Here is an 18,376-nt window from a genome sequence, read left to right as displayed (position 1 = left end):
ATCACTGATTGATGGACGCTCTTTTTTATCGTCGTCCTTGGTCAATGGCCAATAAGTGTTGAAAATGTTTATTTTCTGCGGCCAATTCGGCAGGTGTTCCGCTCATGGTCAACTGACCATCTTCAATAAAAAGCACACGATCCATCATCGAAATTCCTTGCAAGTGGTGGGTGATCCAAATGATCGTTTTGTTCTCCAGCACTTGGAAAAAGGTTTCAAGTACGCCTTGCTCCGTGATTGGGTCTAAGCCGACGGTTGGCTCATCCAATAAGATGATTGGGGTGTCTTTTAGCAAGATTCGCGCCAATGCCAAACGATGCCGTTCTCCACCAGAAAAACGCAAGCCGGCTTCATCCACCATCGTCGCCAAACCATTAGGCAAAGCTGCCACCATTTCTTTCAACCCGACTTGCTCCAGTACGCGCCAGACTTCTTCTTCCGAAGCCGACTCATTGCCTAGCCGAATATTATTCAAGACGGTCGTATGGAAAAGATAGGGACTTTGATTGATGACACCGATCAAGTCACTGATTGACTCACTCAATGCCGTCACTGGCACGTCATTTAAGGTGATCGCCCCTTGCGTCGGTTGCAGATCGCCTCGCAACAAGGAGGCAAATGTACTTTTCCCAGAACCGCTGCGGCCAAGGATCGCTAGTTTTTGATGTGCAGGAATCGTTAGATCCAGCCCATAAAGCACTTCTTTGCCTTCAGGATACTGAAAATGCAAGTCCTTGACTGTGATCGACACGAGGCCCGTCACTTCAGGTACTAACGGTTGCTCCATGGAGACCTCTTGGCGATTTTCTTCTGGCAATGCATTGAAGCGATCGATGGAGTCTTTGTAGCGATTGGTTTCTTGAGCAGCTGACGGTAATGGCGCAAATGCATCAACTAAAGGAAAGACACACAGGACAAAGGCAGCGATCCAGTTGGCTGCTCCTCCGTGGTTACCTGGAAAGCGAATGCTGGTCCAAAGCAGCAATGCGACAGCGATCACCCCAAAGATGCTTTGTAAAAGAAAATCACGCCGGCGATCAAAGGACAGCATCTGTTCATCCACCGCCCGCAACTGCGTTTCCAGTTCCTTATGGGCAGCCACGTACTCGCTCCCTCTTTGAGAGAAGACCCAATCAGAAACCCCTAATACATTATCCGTCAGTGTCGTATACAAGTTGTTTTTCATATGTTTTTGCTTTTCTTGCCGCGCGCCGTTGATGATCACCGACCAAAGTGGCAAGACAAAGACGATGGTTCCTAATAGCAGCAGCATCACCAAAGCAAACCACCAAGAAAAATAGCCGAGTCCAATGATCAAGAACGCATACAAGATCCAAGCGATCACGGTAGGAAAGATCGTCCGCAAATACAGGTTTTGAATATGGTTGATATCTTCTGCCAATAAGCCCAAGATATCCCCCGTGCGATGCGCTTGCTTAAAGAAGATCGCATCTTTTTCTACTACGTTGTACAATTTCAAACGTAAATTAGAGGTCATGCGCAAGACCCAGCTATGACTGGTCAACCGTTCCAAATAGCGAAAGACTGGACGGCCGATCCCAAACGCTCGGGTCAGTACGATGGGGATGTAAACCAATAGAATGTTTTCTGGGATCGATGCCGAGCGGCTGATCAGGTACCCCGAATTAAACATCAGTGCACCGCCACAGAAAAAGGTCAAGAAGCCTAGGAATAAGGCCAACGCCAAAACGTTTTTGTATTTTGACAAGAAAGGCTTGACCCAGGTATCGGTTTTCAATGAGCGCAATAAGCCGATTTTATTCAAGCTGTTCCCTCCTCATTCCATTGACTAGTTCTGTAAAAGCACCTTGCTTTTGCTGCAGTTGTGTCAAGGTGCCTTGTTCCACGATTCTTCCTTGATCCATCACGATGATTTCATCCATTTCTTCCATCCAGTGCAAGCGATGGGTTGCAAAAAAGACTAAACGGTTTTCCATCAGCGGCAGCATCCGTTCCTTTAAGGCAACTTCAGTTTCAATATCCAAATGAGCCGTTGGTTCATCAAACAAAAGAATCTTTCGTTGCTGGTCTAAAAAGGCACGGGCTAGAGCGATCCGTTGGGCTTGTCCGCCACTTAGATGCCGTTCCCCTTCTCCTAACATCGTGTCCAACCCTTGCGGCAGCTCCGCCAAAAGCTCAGTCAAGCCTGCCACTTCAATGGCCTTCAGTACGGCTTCTTTGGTAGCTGTCGGCTGATAAAACGCGACATTTTCCTGCAAGGTCAACCGATAGATATAAGGATTTTGCGGAATATAGATCAGCTGTTCTTGCCAGCTTGCTTGGCGAAAGGCCGTGGTCTTCGCCCCTCCGAGAGTGATCTCGCCACTGTCTGGCACGAGAAAGCCACTCAAGGTATTGATCAAGGTAGACTTGCCAGAACCGCTCAAACCGATGATCCCGATCTTTTTGAAGCCAGTCACGTTCAAGTTGATATCCGTCAAAGCCGCTTTTTCCTCGTAGGAAAACGCCAGCTGATCGATCGTTAACTGGGCGTCTTCCTGCCAACGAGGCACCGTTACTGCCGGTACTTGGGCTTCGGGCTGATGCAAGATCTCCGTCACCGCAGTCATCGCATTTTTTCCGTCTAAGGTTGCATGGTAATCACTGGAAAAGTCGCGGATCGGCAAGAAGTATTCTGGTGCTAAAATCAAGATGGTTAACGCTGGAAACAGCAAGATTCCTTCATTGATCAGCCGCAAGCCTAGCAAGACTGCCACGACGGCAATCGATAAGGTCGTGAAAAAGTCTAAGGCGAAGGTCGATAAAATACCGACTTTTAATGAAGCCATCGTCGCTTTGCGAAACCGTTCGCTGGAAGCAAAGATACTTTTGCCATATTTTTTACTGACCCCAAACAATTTCAGCGTGTCGATCCCTCGCAAAGAATCGATGAAATGATTGGACAATAATTGAAACGTCCGGTATTGTTTTTCCGCTTTGCTTTGGGCGGCATAGCCCAAGATGATCATAAAAATGATGATCAAGGGGAACACCAACAGCAAGACCAAGCCGGATTCCCAATCCAGATAAAAAACGAGTGCCAAAATAACCCAAGGAATGATCGACATATTCATGATTTTAGCAAGAATCAATTTCAAGTAGTTTTCGACTTGGTTGATCCCTTCCAAGACCATCGTTGTTACATTTCCCGTCCCTTGTTGTTGTGCGATCTGAGGACCGACACGAAACAATTTCTCCAATAATTGATCCCGCAGATCGGCGGCTTGCTGGTAACTGTAATCATCGAGTCTTTTGGAACGGAAATAGATAACGGCTTGTCGGGCGATAAACGAACAAAAGAACAGCAGAATCCAGCCCCACTGTTCCTCTAATGGTCGTCCTTCCCATAAGCTAGTGATGGCACGTGCCAATCCATACGCCTGCCCAATAATGAAGAGCGCCTGCAGGAACGAAAGTCCCGCAAGCAGCCCTAAAAGTTGTTTCATTCCTGGGAGCTTCATGATTTGTTTATCAATCATTTATACCCCTCCAACGCCTCCGTATGACTGATCCGCTTACGGAAGATATAGTAACTCCAAGCCGTATAGGCCAAGACGAAAGGCAAGATCGTCAGTGAAAGATAACTCATGATCTTCAATGTGTAGCGGCTTGAAGACGCATCAGCGATCAACAGGTCATAGCTTGAATCGATCGAACTGATCAAGACTCTTGGGAATAACCCTGTGAAGATCAATGCCACCAAAGCGATCAACGTCAAGCCGCTCGCAATGAAAGCCATCATTTCTTTGCCTTTAAAGACGCCGATATTTGCAATCAGTGTCAGTACAACGATCACCAGCAACAAACCAAGCGTTGTCGCAAAATGATTCTCAAAGAAATCCGTTTGGTAGTAAAGCATCACAGCAAAGACGATTAAGCCTGCATATAGGATGCCATAAAAAATACTTGCATAGTTGCGTGCCCGTGCCCGAATCGGACCTTCCGTTTTCAAAGCGATATAGTTTAATCCGTGCAAGTAGCACAACAAGGTCAACGCGATCCCGCCAACGATTGAAAAGGGATTGACGTAATCCGTAAAGGTTGCGGTCATGTTGCCATCTTCACCCAAAGGCATTCCTTGGATCATGCTGACAAACATCAGACCGAAGAAAAACGGTACGATCGTACTGCCGATCGTCAACGTCCAGTTCCAAATGTTTTTGTGCTCTTTCGGGAAGTTCGCTCGAAACTCAAAGGAGACACCACGAATGATCAACCCAACTAAGATCAACAGCAAAATCAAATAAAAACCGCTGAACAAAGAAGCATACCAGTATGGAAATGAGGCGAACATCGCTCCGCCGGCGGTCAATAGCCACACTTCATTGCCATCCCAGACAGGCCCGATCGTTTTAACGATCTGGTCTTTTTCCTCTTCATTGTGAGCCAATGTCTGCACAGACATCCCCACACCAAAGTCAAACCCTTCTAAGAAGAAGAATCCGGAAAATAAAAGCCCAATCAACGTGAACCATAGTAATTGCAGACCGGTCATCCTTCAAACGCCTCCTTATCAAATGGGTCTTCGTACCCATCTTGGTTGTCTCCTTGGCTGATTTCACCAAAGGCTTCTTTTTCAGGTCCATGATCCATTTCCCGTTTCACAAGATAGACCATTGTTCCGCCTAAGCCAGAGAATAAGAGGAAGTAAACGATATTTGAGATCAAGAGAGAGGTCACGGAAACGTTTGGTGACACACTATCTTCGATCGTAAACAAGCCGTAAACCGTCCATGGGTAACGCCCTAACTCCGTGATCAGCCAACCAGCTGTATTGGCAATAAATGGGGTGAACAAAGTGATTGCCACTACCCAAAGTAACCAGCGTTTTTCAAAGAGCCATGGTTTCTTCTTACGCGTAAAATACAACCCCAGACCAGAAACCAACAGCATCAAGGCACCAAAACCAGCCATGATCCGAAAGCTCCAAAAGAGTGTGTTGACCGGCGGGTAGTAATTACGGTCGCCGTAGGTTTCAATCAATTGCTGATTGACCGTATCCATCCCATCGATTGAGCCGAAGGGTTCATTGAAGGCTAAGATACTCAACATATATGGAATCGAAATACCGAAGACTTGGTGATGTTCCGCTTCATTCGCCCAAGCAACGACAGTCCAAGCCGCAGGACTCCCGGTATCTTCATAAGTTCCTTCCATTGCGGCAAATTTCATTGGTTGTTCTTCAACCAAGTATTTCATTTGTTCATCCCCGGCTAGCAAGACGGTGAATGAGCCGAACAATGCCACCGCAAAACCGATCCGCATTGATTTTTTGAAGAAATCGCGGTCAATGTCTTTGTCTTTCTTCAATAGACGAAAGGCTGATAAACCAGCAACAATGATCCCGCCCATCGTGATGGCTGCGGTGATCACGTGTAAAAACTCATACCACACTTGTGGATTTGCCAATAAAGCACCGAAGTCAGTCATTTCTGCCCGGCCATTGTTCAAGGTATACCCCACTGGATGCTGCATAAAACTATTGGCAGCTAAGATCCAAAACGCCGATAGCATCGAACCAAGCGTCACCAACCAGAAAAAGGTGGCGTGCAGCTTCGGACTGACCCGATCCCATGTAAAGATCCACAGTCCTAAGAACGTCGATTCTAAGAAGAACGCCAACAAAGCCTCCAAAGCCAAGGGCGCACCAAAAATATCCCCGACAAAACGAGAATAGTCTGACCAGTTCATCCCAAATTGAAATTCTTGAATGATCCCTGTCACGACCCCGACAGCAAAACTTAATAGAAAAATATTTCCCCAAAACTTCGTCATCCGGCGATATTTTTCATCTTTTTTGATCACATAAAGTGTCTCCATAATTGCAACGACGACACCAGTTCCGATCGAAAACGGTACAAAGAAAAAGTGAAAAATCGTCGTCATCGCAAACTGGATTCGCGCTAGTGTCACAATATCCATCCTACATCCTCCTATTTCATAAAAAAGTGCATTAAAATAATTCTAAAGAAAGAAAAATTCCAACTTCGAATATACTCCTCTAATCAGTAAAAAAGAAGCAAATTGCTTGCATTTACTGATTTTTAATCACTTCCTCTCCGATTCTTAAACATAAGGCGCTTTCATCAGCGGAATATAGCTTTTTAGGGCTCTTCCCACCCGTAACGAGTTCCCTCAGAAAGCAAAGGATCACTCAATAAAATTCCCGGGAAATCCTCCTTTAAAACAAACGTGCTTAATGACTGATACATGGAAAACGTGGTCTTCATCCCTAATCTTTCCAATTGATCTAACGTTTGTTGCATTAAGTCCGCCGCTTTTGGCTTGTTTTGTTTTAATAGACATGTCCAGCCTTCAAAAAACGGCATAAAGATCGCTTGCTCAATGTGTTCTTTTTCATAAACATGATCTCGCCATAAATGAAAGGTCTTTTCCGCATAATCCACCTCATCAAAAACAGCAAAGACGGAAAACACCGTCTCAAACGTGTTGTATAGAATATCTTTGTTGCCGGGGATTTTTGCAAAGCGCTGACTCTTTTTGATGGCGATCGTCAAACAGCGCCAAAGCAAAGCTGGCTCCATCGAAACTGCTACGCGGGCAAATAGCCGCAGCTCATAAACACCCCATGTATCGGTATTCAGCAAGTAATGTTTCGCAGAGTCCAAACAATAATTGTGTTTCGGGTACGCCTCCTGGATGGGCACCCCTTTAAAAAGCTCCTCTTTCATCAAGTAGTCAAAACGGATCAGTTGTAAGAAGTGGTCCAGCTCCAAGGAGTAATGCTGTTGAAAGTACGTGGTCAGCTTTTGATATTTCTTTTTTAATTTAGGTACTTCTTCAATGGATTCGATCCCCATCGAACGGACATAGTCGACCATTAGCTTTTGAGCCTCTGAATGATGCTCCCCCGTATGCAGCAGCTGAAATTCAGCAAAACTCACTTCCAATTTATCTAGCAAGCGATGAAATCGTTCGCAGGAAATCGTCGTTTTGCCGTTTTCAAATTGCGATAGCAAAGACATCGACAATTGTTCATCCACTAATTCCTTCAACAGCAAGCCTTTGCTTTTGCGAAGCTCTTTCACTGTCGCACCATAATTGTTCATTTTTTCACCTTCTTTTTCAATATATTGAAATAAGCAGTTGCTTTTCCCGAAGAGCCTTTATAGTTGAATTATCTTATAGAAACGAGGGAAAAGCTATGGATACCCATATAAAAAAGAAAATGCTTCACGTGAAACATTTACAAAAGAGCTTCAAAGACAAAACCGTTTTGAAAGAGGTCACTTTTGACGTCACTCCTGGCGAAGTATTTGTCTTACTAGGATCAAACGGCGCTGGAAAAACCACTCTAGTCAAAATTTTGTCTACCATCCTGCCTTTTGACCAAGGAACCGCGCTGATCGATGGGATCGACTTGACCAAAGATCCAGCAGCGATTCGCGAGAAAATCAGTCTGACGGGGCAATTTTCCGCCGTCGATCAAGAACTAACCGGACGAGAAAACTTGCTGATGATTGCTGCCTTGCGCCATGTCAAAAACAAACAGTTGATCGTCCAACAGTTGTTAGAGCGTTTTGATTTGGTGGATGCCAGCAACAGACTAGTCAAAAACTATTCTGGTGGCATGCGACGGCGCTTAGACATCGCCATGAGTTTTATCGGCGAACCTGACCTGCTCTTTTTAGATGAACCGACGACCGGGTTAGACCCGCAAAACCGCTTAGCCACATGGCACATGATCAAAGAGATCGCCGCTCAAGGACGAACGATTTTCCTGACGACCCAATACCTAGAAGAAGCTGAATTTTTAGCAGACCAAGTCGCCATTTTGCATGAAGGGAAAATCATCTTGCAAGGAACACCAACGGAAGTCAAAGCACTGCACCCTTCGCAAACGATGGAAATCAGCGTATTGACAAAAGAACACTTGCAAACCGTGCGTCAGCATCTGTCTGATTTTCCGCTGCAAGTCAATGAGTCCAGTCTCTCTCTGGCATTTCCCGTCAGTCAAGACTTCCAGCATTCCTTCACGCTGTTGCAGGAACTCAATCAACTACCGATCACCATCACCAGTTTTAATCAAAAGAATGCTTCTTTAGAGGATATTTTTCTAACACTTGTCCAAGGAGGAAACCAATGAAAGCAATTATAGAAACCAACACCTTATTCAAGCGCAATCTCTTGCTATCGATTCGCAGTATGGAGACTCTGCTAAGTGGAATTTTGACCCCAGCGATTTTAATGATCCTCTTCGTCTATGTTTTTGGTGGAGCTATGAACGTCGGCGATACTTCTTATGTCGATTTTGTCGTTCCCGGTGTCCTCGTCCAATGTATCGCCCAAAGTGCTTCCTCCGTTGGGGTAACGGTGACGGAAGATTTGAAATCCGGCATGGTGGAACGGCTGATGACCTTGAATATTTCTAACTCAGCCTTTTTAAACGGCCATGTCTTCGCCGCGACCCTTCGGAGCTTGATCAGTACCTTGGTCGTATTGATCGTTGCCATGGTCATCGGTTTTCGCCCTCAAGCCACAGTTGCTGGCTGGGGGCTCGCCTTCCTATTGATCTTTTGCTTCACCTTCGCTTTTACTTGGGTCTCAGTTCTGGTTGGTCTCATCGCCAAAAGCCCCGAGACAGCTACCTTGTTTACTGTCTTGATCACCCTGTTGCCCTACTTAAGCTCTGGTTTCGTCCCTACGGAAACCATGCCTCGCCCGTTAGCTATTTTTGCTGAATACCAACCAATGTCGCCGATCATCCATTCTTTGCGAGGGCTTTTGTTAAACTTGAAAGATACCACCTTGATCAGTGCCTTTAGCTGGTGCGGCGGTATCGTAGTCGTGAGCTGGTTCTTGGCACGAATGCTTTATCAGAAACGGTTACGCTAATGACGCCGGCTCCCTTTTCTGACTCTCTTATAGAAAAAGCGGCAACGATCAAGCTTCTGCTTCGTCGTTGCCGCTTTTTTTAATCGAGGACTTCTCCGTTAGAAGCCGTCACTTTCTTATACCAGTCAAAGCTGGCTTTTTTGTACCGTTTTCCTGAACCATTGCCCCAATCATCTAGATCCACGTAAATGAACCCATACCGCTTGCTCATTTCTGATGAGGAGCAGCTAACAAGATCGATCGGTCCCCAAGGATAGTAGCCGATCAGTTCTACGCCATCATAGATTGCTTCTTTCATTTGTTCAATGTGCTGTTTCAGAAAATCAATGCGATACGTATCATCGATCGTTCCTTCTTCATTCAATGTCTCATAAAAACCCATACCATTTTCTGTGATCATGATCGGCAATTGGTACCGATCATAATACTCATTCAAAGCAATCCGTAACCCAATTGGATCAATCGCCCAGCCCCAGTCATTGGCTTCTAAATAAGGGTTAGGCGAAGCTGCGTCTTCTTTCCCGTAGTTTTCACTATGAATGATCCGCGTGTAGTAATAGGAGAAAGAAACAAAATCGACCGTATGCTTGAAGTCCGCTTCATCGTTTTCCCCAAATTGAATCTCGATGCCGTTTTCTTCAAAAAAGCGATAGGCATAATTCGGATAAGTTCCCCGCGCAAGTACATCTGAATAATAATATTCCATTTGATTATTTTTGAGAGCACTCAGAACATCCAACGGTTTACAAGTAGCTGGATAAACATTGCCATAATAAGACATCATCCCAATTTGAAAAGAAGGATCAATTTCTTTCCCTACTTTGATCGCTCTCGCACATGCTACCAATTCATTGTGAACCCCTTGGTACTTAGCTTGCTTCAGATTGTCGACTCGGTCAGCGGGAATACCAAGGTGGTTAAATGATTCATGGGTAATCAAGTTCATTTGATTGACTAAGATCCAATATTTGACTTTTCCTTGGTATCGCTTGAATACGACTTGCGCAAAATGAACAAAGAAATCAATCAGTTTACGATTTGACCAGCCATCATAAGCCATCGCTAAATGGATCGGCATTTCATAATGAGACAAGGTGATCAAGGGTTCCATACCGTTTTCAAGGATACAATCGATCAATTCGTCATAAAAGCGCAACCCTTCTTCGTTGGGCGTTTGTTCGTCTCCCTTTGGAAAAATTCTCGCCCAGCTAATAGATGTTCGAAACGAATTCATGCCTGTTTCGGCTAAGAGTGCCAGATCCTCACGAAATGTATGGTAAAAATCGATCCCATCCCGTTTGGGGTAACGCCCTTCTTGATCATTTAAAGCAAATTCAACGTCTGCCGTCGTTATTTCTTTGTTGCTTTTCTTTTTTATATCGATATCATTACGAAAGCGATTGATGTCTGCCACGCTCCAGCCTTTTCCCCCTTCAAGATAGGCCCCTTCTAATTGATTTGCGGCAACTGCACCTCCCCAATAAAAATCGGCAGGAAATTGATTCTTATTTTTCTTCATGTCATTGCTCCTCTTCTCAAAATTTGATTGCTCATCTCATAGACTTATGCTTCGGTTTGACCTTCTTCAAGCACTAATTTGCGCTCGTAGGCCTTGAAGAAAGGATAATAAATACCCAAATAAATCAAGAAATTCACCACTACTAAGACAGCACCGCGAATGCTGGCTGTTGCGATCACTGCTGAAAAAATACTCGGAACCGTCCACACAGCCGCTAATGGATACGCCATTCCGGGAACAAGATTGGACACAAACGCGAAATAAGTCACGAAAGTGGTCACGATTGGTGCCACGACAAAGGGAATCGCCAGTGCTGGATTCAAAACGATCGGCAACCCAAACAACAGTGGCTCATTGATGTTGAAGACCCCAGGAATAAAGCTGAGACGACCAAGTTGTTTTAAAAATTTTGATTTGGAGAAACACATCATTGCGCAAAGTGCTAAGGTTCCTCCGCCACCGCCGATCCATAAGAAAGTAAAGATAAACGGCTGTACCCCCAGATTAGGAATCGCTTGTCCGGCTTGTGCTGCTGCCATATTTGCTTCAGAATTGACTAGCCAGATCGGCAACATCACCGTCGCTAATATTTGCGGATGAATCCCGAATAGCCACATGATACAAGTCAATCCTACATAGACCAAGGGTGCTGCTAACGAGTTGGAAGAAACACTTAATAAGGGTGTGATCAAACTTGCAATCAGGGCATTGATGTCAAAGCCGATCAAGTGAACAATGATCCAAACGATCGTCATTGAAAAAAACACGGGAATAATCACTTCAAAACTGCTGCTGACATTCGTAGGGACTTGCTCTGGCAGTTTAAACCCGATATTGTATTTTTTACAAAGGCGCATGCACTCGACTGCTAATATAGCGGTCAAAATACTGGCGAACATGCCTTCTCCTCCAAGATATTGCGTAGAGATAAACGTTCCTTCATCTAAAGAAGTGAAGGTCAATGTAGTAAAAAAGGTAAAAATTGCAGAAACGCCCCCTGCCAAACTATCCAGTTGGTAGCTTTGCGCTAATCGTGCGCCGATGCCAAAAGCTGCATAGATCGAAAGCAGTCCCATACTCATATTGAAGGGAATGATCAGTTTTGCCACTAAGTCGGGATGATTGCCCATAAACGATACATAGGATTGAGGCCATGGAATGTACGGTATCAATAAAAAGATCGATCCGATCACTGTGATTGGAATCGTTGCGATCAATCCATCGCGAACAGCACTCAAGTGACGTTGATTAGAAAGTTTCATCATTGGCGGCATCACTTTGGTTTCAATAAATTGCATTAATTTATCCATCAGTAAATCCTCCTAAATTTTTTAAGATATATCTTAACTTGAATATAAGCGCTTTCTCATAAGGAAACAATAAAAGCTATTTTCCAAAAATGGAAAATAGCTTTTTACGTTTACTCTTTTCTCATATTCATAATCATAAAAATCATCCATAGATGAAGCACTTTTTGCGAGTAATAATTCGATGACATCAATGGAACGACCTCTTTAAACAAGACACGCTCTTCAAAGAGATTACTTTGAGCGGCTTGCTCGCTGAACGTCAATAAAACTTTCTGACAGGCCGTTTTTTCAAGCAAATAGGCCTTTTTATCGATCCAGCTGCCGGTTAGATTGATCACAAAACAAATATCTGTTTCCCGCAATACTTGATCAATCAGCTGATCTTCCGCATTACGGTTTACTTCAAAAACGATATAGCCCATTTGACTAAGCAGTTCCCGCAGGAGATTAACAACCGAAAAAGAATAGCTGTTACCCAAAATCGCCACTCGTTTTTTTCGTTTCATTTCTTCTGCGATCCGTGTGCATTGGTGTTGATCAAATTGGTCAAAAATCTGTTTTTGGACCATGTACTCTCGGGCTAAAAATTGGTCAACCATTTCAGATACTTTACTCTTTGTATCGAGATTCGCTAGCATCCCTTCAAACATCGTATTTGCTAAATGGTATTCTTGTTCAAAATAAATCGTGAGGTCATTACGCATTTCTTTAAAACTAGCATAACCAAGTTTCTTACAAAATTTAGTGATACTGGCAGGGGTCGTCTGTGCAGCATAGGCGATTTCTTCAATATAGATCGCAGGAAATTCATCGATTCGCTCAATTAAAAGTTTTGTTATCAAAAAATTCAAATCGTATTTTTTGCATTTAAATAGATGTTCATTTAAACGAATGTATACTTGACTTGTCGTTTTCATAGCGACCACCTCACTTGCTTATTTACGCTGCCGGTTTCTTCTATCTTAGCATAGGCATCCATTTCTTAGAACCTTTCACTTATTGTACTTTTTAATAGAAATCAAAAAAAAGAGTCCGCCTACGCGCAACTCTTCGATTCAGGTCCCCAGTTATTTCATTAACTGCTTTAACTGTTCATAAAAATTCTCATGGGTGCCACATAACAAGACTGGAATCACTTGGTCATCGATCACATCATAAGCAATACGATAGGTTATCCCTGCATACTTAAAACCCTTCGACCAGATTCCAGCTAAATCGCCAGTTTTTTGATCGCCGCTATACGGTTCGACAGCTATTTCATCATAAATGACATGAAGAAACCTTTGTTTCAGCGGTTTCTCCTTCAACTTTTTTAAATAATTCACTACTTGTCTAGATGGAATCACCTCATAAGCCAATTTCAGTTGCCAACTCCTCTTTGGTCATTGCTTTCCCGTCGGTAGCAGTATCCTTTGCAATTGTCTTAAATGAAGAAATCAGCTTACTCTTACGCGCTTTAAATTCGGATAAAATATCTTCGTGTTCGTATCCCTCATTAATAATATCAGTCAAGATATCTTCACTGAAATCATCGAATGGTTTTACCGGTTCAATAAATTCATACAAGATTCCATTTTCTACTAGCTTTGCTTCTACTTCCACACCATTGGGAATACCAAAGTCTTTGGGCACCGTCAACATAATGGAATTCCCTTGTTTTCTTGTTTTCGTAATCATCGTTGCACTCCTCTCTCTTTTTTTGTAATTACTCTGTAAGAACATTATATCATAATCGAATGTAATGACAAGTAATGCCGAAAGCTGAGTGTCAAATTGAGAAAATAAACCGCCTGCTACTTCGCCTTATTTATTACTATCGATGCAGCAGGTGATACGGCTCATTAAACCAAAGAGCCCAATCTCCTTTTCCAGCGAAATATTGGCAAAAATACAGTATACTGGAGTTGAATGAATAAAAAGGCAGGGATACCCATGGATCTTAAGAACCGTCTGATCGCATTCGCTCAGACCTTCAATGATGTTCAGATCGACCATCCATTTGCAAAGTTTCCCGAGTACCAAGTCTTGCGGCACCGTAAAAGCGGCAAATGGTTTGGCTTGCTGATGACTGTAGAAAAGCAGAAATTAGGCCTGGAAGGAACGGGAATGATCGAGATTTTAGATGTCAAAGCAGCGCCCGAAATGGTTTCGATCATCAATCAAAGTCACGGCTATTTACCCGCTTATCACATGAATAAAAACCATTGGCTCACCGCATTACTAGATGGCTCTGTATCAGAAAAACAACTCCAATCTTTGTTACGAGACAGCTATGAACATACCCGTTAAACCCAAATATCACAAAAAACCGATCAACGATGCGCCAGTATAGGAGCACCGTTGATCGGTTTTCTTTTATAACGGATCCTGCGTCATCCGTGAGTCTAACGAAACACTTAGGCCAACTCTTCTCCGTTTGTTGCAATAACTTGTTTGTACCAATCGAAGGATTTTTTCTTGGAACGATCCATCGTGCCGTTGCCTTCGTCATCAAAGTCAACATAGATAAAGCCATAGCGTTTGCTCATTTCGCCTGTTGAAGCACTGACAAGGTCGATACAGCCCCATGGCGTGTAGCCGATCAAGTCTACGCCATCAGCAATCGCTTCCCCCATTGCTTCAATGTGGCGGCGCAAGTAATCGATACGATAGTCATCTTCGATCTTACCTTCTTCGTTAAAGGTATCAATGGCTCCTAAGCCGTTTTCCACGATAAACAACGGTTTTTGATAACGATCATACAATTCATTCAACGCGATGCGCAGCCCTTCTGGGTCGATTTGCCAGCCCCATTCACTTGCTTCTAAGAATGGATTGCGGACGCCGCCTAACAAGTTTCCTTGCACTTCATCGGCTTCTTCTGTGGTGATATCCACGGCAGAAGACATGTAGTAGCTGAAGCCAACATAGTCAACAGTATGTTCAGCAATCAAGGCTAAGTCTTCTTCGGTAATCTCAAGATCCTCTTTATTGACGCCGTGTTCTTTGTACAAACGATCCGTAAAGGATGGGTATTTTCCACGTACCTGCACGTCGGCACAGTAGTAGTTGAAGGCTTGATTATGGATCATCGTCGCCACTTGGTTGACTGGGTTCGCATCAATGCTGTAAGTCGTTGCATAAATGATCATACAACCGATCTGTAACTCTGGGTTTAATTCATGGCCGATTTTGACTGCTTTACTGCTGGCAACAAATTGGTTGTGCCACGCTTGGATCACGTTTGTAAAGTCGCTGGCACCCGTGCTGTTGACCATTCCTTGACTCAATGCAGAGAAATGGAAAGCAGAGTTGATCTCATTGAAGGTCATCCAGTATTTGACTTTGCTGTGGAACCGTTCCAAGACGACTTTTGCAAAACGCTCATAGAAATCGATCAATGCTCGATTTTTCCAGCCACCGTATTCTTTGGCTAAATGCAAAGGCATTTCATAGTGGGAGATCGTAACCACTGGCTCGATCCCGTATTTCAAACATTCATCGATCAGCGCATCGTAAAATGCTAGCCCAGCTTCGTTTGGTGTCGTTTCATCGCCTTTTGGAAAGATACGTGTCCAAGCGATAGAAAAACGATAGCTCTTGAAGCCCATCTCTGCAAACAACGCAATGTCTTCTTTGAAACGGTCATAATGGTCGATCCCGCGATGATTTGGATAAGTGTATTTGTCCTCATCGATCGTCCAATCAAACGTATCACTACCTAAAATCGCTAAACGCTGTTTGCCGCCAGGCATTGCATCCGCCACTGACAATCCTTTGCCATCGCGATCGAACGCCCCTTCTAATTGATTCGCTGCGGTCGCGCCGCCCCATAAGAAATTTTCTGGAAATTTTGCCATTTGCTCGTTCTCCTTTTGTTTTCTTTTGATAAACCTACCTAGCTGGTTACTGAAAAATCTCCGATAAAAAACAAAAAACCTAAATAAGAGCCGCTGCTAAAACGAGAATAGCGCTTTCTTATTTAGGTCTTGCCTGATCGAGTCAGTAACAATCCACGTGGGTTTTCTTTCTTTAACTATAGCACTAACTCATTGGCTTGTCATCATAAAATCGGTTTCTTTTAAACCGTTTCCCCCGTTGCATCGATACTTTCAGTTTGTGGGTGACCCTCCGCTTGCGCAGCTTCTGCTTCTGTTTTTAATTTTCCTTTATCTAAGACTTTAACAAAAGGAATGTACAGCAAGCAGCCTGCCAAAACGCAAACGACTTGTAGAACTGCGACCTGCCAGCCTCCAGCTAGAAACCCATTTAGAAAAATCGGTGTGCCAAAGGGAACTTGTACGCCACTAAGTCGTGGAACGATCCCACTCCAGATCGCTAGGTATGCCACAAGCACTTGAACCAATGGTGTTAATATGAACGGAATCGCCATGATTGGATTCAAAATCAGCGGTAAGCCAAAAATCACCGGCTCATTAATGGTGAACAATCCAGGAATGGCACTTAGGTTAGCGACTGTCCGTGATTGTTTTGATTTCGCCAACAGCAAAATAACGATAATCAATGACAATGTTCCCCCAGCCCCACCAATACCAGCAAACAAATCATAAAACGACTTGCTCAAAATATTTGGCAGCTCGGAACGAGCAACACCGCTAGCTAAAGCATCCATATTTTCTACATCCATTGGTAAGTACAAAGCGGTGACAAAGCTACCCACCACCAACGAACCATGGATACCGAAGAACCATAGCACCATTTGGATCAGTACAATAAATAACAACGAACCGACACTAGAAGACAAGCTTTGCAGCGGCATTGCCAAGATTTGATAGATGAAATCTGAAAATGAGCCATAAGAAGTAAAACTGAATGCCCAGCTAATGACGATCGCGGTAAACCCAGAAATAATTGCTGGAATCAAACCGGCGAAGGTATCCGTCACAAATTGCGGCACGCCTGCTGGCATTTTGATGGCGATATTTTTTTCTAAAATAAAGCAGTACAAACGAGCAAAAACTAAGCCGCAGATCATAGCGGTAAACAAGCCTTGAGCGCCGAGTTTGCTCATGTCGAGGGTCGTTGTTTCCTCCAAGGTGACCATTGGCGTCATCATCAAAAAGGCAAACAACGAAACGATGCCGGCAGGGACTGCCGACTGCTTAAATTCTGTCGCTAAACGGTGACCGACAAGAAAGGAAGCGTACACTGAGATAACCCCAACGGTCATACTGTAACCGACGGAAAAATAACCGCCAATATTGATCGAGTTGATAAAATCTGTCCACCCTTGAATCGGCAAAACTGCTAACAACAAGGCGATCGAGCCAATAATGTTGATCGGCAGCGTCGCCATCAACCCGTTTGAAATTGCCTTTAAATACCGATTGTTGGAGATTTTATCTGCAAATACTAATACCTTATCCATATATTTATCCATTTTCTTTTCACTCCTTTATTTGGATGACGAACAATACATCTTCGTGACAATTGTGGGGATGGAAAACAGTGATACCATCAGTAACTGTCAGTTTTGGTTTCAAGAAACGATTGGTGTTCAAATCGATCAATGTGACGGTCGCTGTAGAAAGATCTCCTTGCAGGCGAACTGTTGTATTGCTTGGCAAGTAAAGCAAGGCATCCTTCCTTCCTGCGATAGCTGCCATACGAATCTGTTCATCTGCATCGATCAAGCGCTCTTGGCAAGGCACAAGCTCCTGAATATTTAATAATTCAAATAATTGCTTGATAAAGCCATAATCATCTGCCCCAGGAAAAGACAAAGCTTCTGGCCAAATCATCGGACGATCAAACGCTTCCCCGATTTCTTCCGCAAAGGTTGCCGTCGGGGTTTGCCAACTCCAGATGCCGTGGGCACCGTACGTGATCCCAGCCGAGCCGCCGGCTAACAATGATTGCCATGCTGCTTTGCGGACATCTTTTTGACCAAATCGACCGTATACGTGACGGGCATAGCCCATTTGTTCATAGCAAGGTTCTGAGTTGATGATCGGCAGTTGCGGTTCTCGTTGATAAAAACGCTCTGCCAAATAATAAGGCATATTCAAAAAGGCGCTGTTATGACCTGATTGGTATAAAAATAAGTCCAAATGTTCGACGATAGGTTCAGGGATTTCTTCAAAACGTCCCTTGATATGAATCGTTTTCAAGGTATTGGGCGAATGCTTTTCAAAGAAAACAAAGGCTTCTAGATACGTATCGATGGTTGGCTGTGTTGGGAAGTCCGTATCGCCACCAATAAAGTAGATCGGATGGAAGGCATCAAACGTCTTAATCACTTTTTGATAGTAGGCCTGGCGGCAATCCTCCGGCAACACGTTGCGTTCTTTGTCCAACTGGCTAGCCCAAGTGCCAGCGACATAGTTTGACCACAAGACAACCAATGCTAAATTAAAGCCTTTTTCATCGGCAATTTTACAAAGACGCTGAGCCCGTTCGAAATAGGCATCCTCCCAAACCGTAAAATCAAAGACACCCGCATCAAGGGGAAACGGCAAGCAGTCAAATTGACCACGGCTGCGATCCCATTGCGGTAACACATTGATTTGAAGGGTGTTGAATCCCTGCTCTTTGCGTTTGTCTAAGTAGGTGATCCAGTCATTTTCTTGAATACTAGTAAAAGCACTCCAGCAAGTATCGGCTAAATAAAAGAAATGCTGTCCGTCTCGCAATAAGGTGCGTTTGTTTTGGTTTACGGTGATTTTCACGG

At 44.0% G+C, this 18,376-nt stretch carries 16 protein-coding genes; 3 read left to right on the top strand and 13 right to left on the bottom strand.

The window, feature by feature from the left end:
- Positions 1-25: 25 nt before the first annotated feature.
- The 5 genes from cydC to IGI88_RS07170 all read right to left on the bottom strand — a co-directional run bounded on the left by cydC (position 26) and on the right by IGI88_RS07170 (position 7,091).
- Positions 26-1,786, bottom strand: a complete 1,761-nt coding sequence (gene cydC, locus IGI88_RS07190; RefSeq protein ID WP_101698731.1) for a thiol reductant ABC exporter subunit CydC — start codon at positions 1,784-1,786, stop codon at positions 26-28.
- Complete coding sequence (cydD, locus tag IGI88_RS07185) at positions 1,779-3,500, bottom strand: thiol reductant ABC exporter subunit CydD (RefSeq protein WP_429960316.1); 1,722 nt, start codon at positions 3,498-3,500, stop codon at positions 1,779-1,781. Before cydD ends, cydC begins: the two co-directional genes overlap by 8 nt.
- Positions 3,497-4,516: a cytochrome d ubiquinol oxidase subunit II gene (gene cydB, locus IGI88_RS07180; RefSeq protein ID WP_061053540.1), complete on the bottom strand. Its 1,020-nt coding sequence runs from the start codon at positions 4,514-4,516 to the stop codon at positions 3,497-3,499. Before cydB ends, cydD begins: the two co-directional genes overlap by 4 nt.
- Complete coding sequence (locus IGI88_RS07175; RefSeq protein WP_005232838.1) at positions 4,513-5,943, bottom strand: cytochrome ubiquinol oxidase subunit I; 1,431 nt, start codon at positions 5,941-5,943, stop codon at positions 4,513-4,515. Before IGI88_RS07175 ends, cydB begins: the two co-directional genes overlap by 4 nt.
- A 182-nt stretch (positions 5,944-6,125) precedes the next feature.
- Positions 6,126-7,091, bottom strand: a complete 966-nt coding sequence (locus IGI88_RS07170; RefSeq protein ID WP_429960315.1) for a transcriptional activator, Rgg/GadR/MutR family domain protein — start codon at positions 7,089-7,091, stop codon at positions 6,126-6,128.
- A 95-nt stretch (positions 7,092-7,186) separates the two neighbouring features.
- Here IGI88_RS07170 and IGI88_RS07165 point away from each other — a divergent pair, with 95 nt between their 5' ends.
- Complete coding sequence (locus IGI88_RS07165) at positions 7,187-8,128, top strand: ATP-binding cassette domain-containing protein (RefSeq protein WP_429960314.1); 942 nt, start codon at positions 7,187-7,189, stop codon at positions 8,126-8,128.
- Positions 8,125-8,877, top strand: a complete 753-nt coding sequence (locus IGI88_RS07160) for an ABC transporter permease (RefSeq protein ID WP_008376673.1) — start codon at positions 8,125-8,127, stop codon at positions 8,875-8,877. The genes IGI88_RS07165 and IGI88_RS07160 overlap by 4 nt, the downstream gene beginning before the upstream one ends.
- A 79-nt stretch (positions 8,878-8,956) precedes the next feature.
- Here IGI88_RS07160 and IGI88_RS07155 read toward each other — a convergent pair whose 3' ends face one another.
- From IGI88_RS07155 to IGI88_RS07135, 5 genes are all read right to left on the bottom strand, one after another.
- Positions 8,957-10,396 (bottom strand): glycoside hydrolase family 1 protein, encoded by a 1,440-nt coding sequence (locus IGI88_RS07155; RefSeq protein ID WP_101698730.1) that lies wholly within the window; start codon positions 10,394-10,396, stop codon positions 8,957-8,959.
- Between the two features lie 44 nt (positions 10,397-10,440).
- Positions 10,441-11,706: a PTS sugar transporter subunit IIC gene (locus tag IGI88_RS07150; protein WP_008376678.1), complete on the bottom strand. Its 1,266-nt coding sequence runs from the start codon at positions 11,704-11,706 to the stop codon at positions 10,441-10,443.
- Positions 11,707-11,816: 110 nt separating this feature from the next.
- Positions 11,817-12,623 (bottom strand): MurR/RpiR family transcriptional regulator, encoded by an 807-nt coding sequence (locus IGI88_RS07145; protein WP_008376679.1) that lies wholly within the window; start codon positions 12,621-12,623, stop codon positions 11,817-11,819.
- A gap of 150 nt (positions 12,624-12,773) precedes the next feature.
- On the bottom strand, positions 12,774-13,064 hold the full coding sequence (locus tag IGI88_RS07140; protein WP_429947273.1) for a type II toxin-antitoxin system RelE/ParE family toxin: 291 nt from the start codon (positions 13,062-13,064) through the stop codon (positions 12,774-12,776).
- A complete protein-coding gene (locus IGI88_RS07135; protein WP_008376683.1) occupies positions 13,054-13,383 on the bottom strand; it encodes an AbrB/MazE/SpoVT family DNA-binding domain-containing protein in 330 nt (109 codons plus the stop codon). Before IGI88_RS07135 ends, IGI88_RS07140 begins: the two co-directional genes overlap by 11 nt.
- Before the next feature lie 255 nt (positions 13,384-13,638).
- Here IGI88_RS07135 and IGI88_RS07130 point away from each other — a divergent pair, with 255 nt between their 5' ends.
- Positions 13,639-13,995 carry an MmcQ/YjbR family DNA-binding protein gene (locus tag IGI88_RS07130; protein ID WP_005232842.1) on the top strand — a complete coding sequence of 119 codons (357 nt, stop codon included), beginning with the start codon at positions 13,639-13,641 and terminating at the stop codon, positions 13,993-13,995.
- 107 nt (positions 13,996-14,102) lie between these two features.
- On the opposite strand, the gene IGI88_RS07125 is transcribed toward IGI88_RS07130, so the two are convergent.
- The 3 genes from IGI88_RS07125 to IGI88_RS07115 form a co-directional block, all read right to left on the bottom strand.
- The gene (locus tag IGI88_RS07125; protein WP_005226517.1) at positions 14,103-15,545 is read right to left on the bottom strand and encodes a glycoside hydrolase family 1 protein; all 1,443 of its coding nucleotides are present in this window, start codon (positions 15,543-15,545) and stop codon (positions 14,103-14,105) included.
- Between the two features lie 221 nt (positions 15,546-15,766).
- The gene (locus IGI88_RS07120) at positions 15,767-17,086 is read right to left on the bottom strand and encodes a PTS sugar transporter subunit IIC (protein ID WP_429960313.1); all 1,320 of its coding nucleotides are present in this window, start codon (positions 17,084-17,086) and stop codon (positions 15,767-15,769) included.
- 7 nt (positions 17,087-17,093) lie between these two features.
- Complete coding sequence (locus tag IGI88_RS07115) at positions 17,094-18,374, bottom strand: DUF4038 domain-containing protein (RefSeq protein WP_005232856.1); 1,281 nt, start codon at positions 18,372-18,374, stop codon at positions 17,094-17,096.
- Between the last annotated feature and the right edge of the window lie 2 nt (positions 18,375-18,376).

This window comes from Enterococcus sp. AZ179, assembly GCF_050498885.1.
In the GTDB taxonomy this organism is placed as follows: Bacteria; Bacillota; Bacilli; order Lactobacillales; family Enterococcaceae; genus Enterococcus_D; species Enterococcus_D entomosocium.
This window is presented reverse-complemented; position numbering and strand designations above follow the sequence as displayed.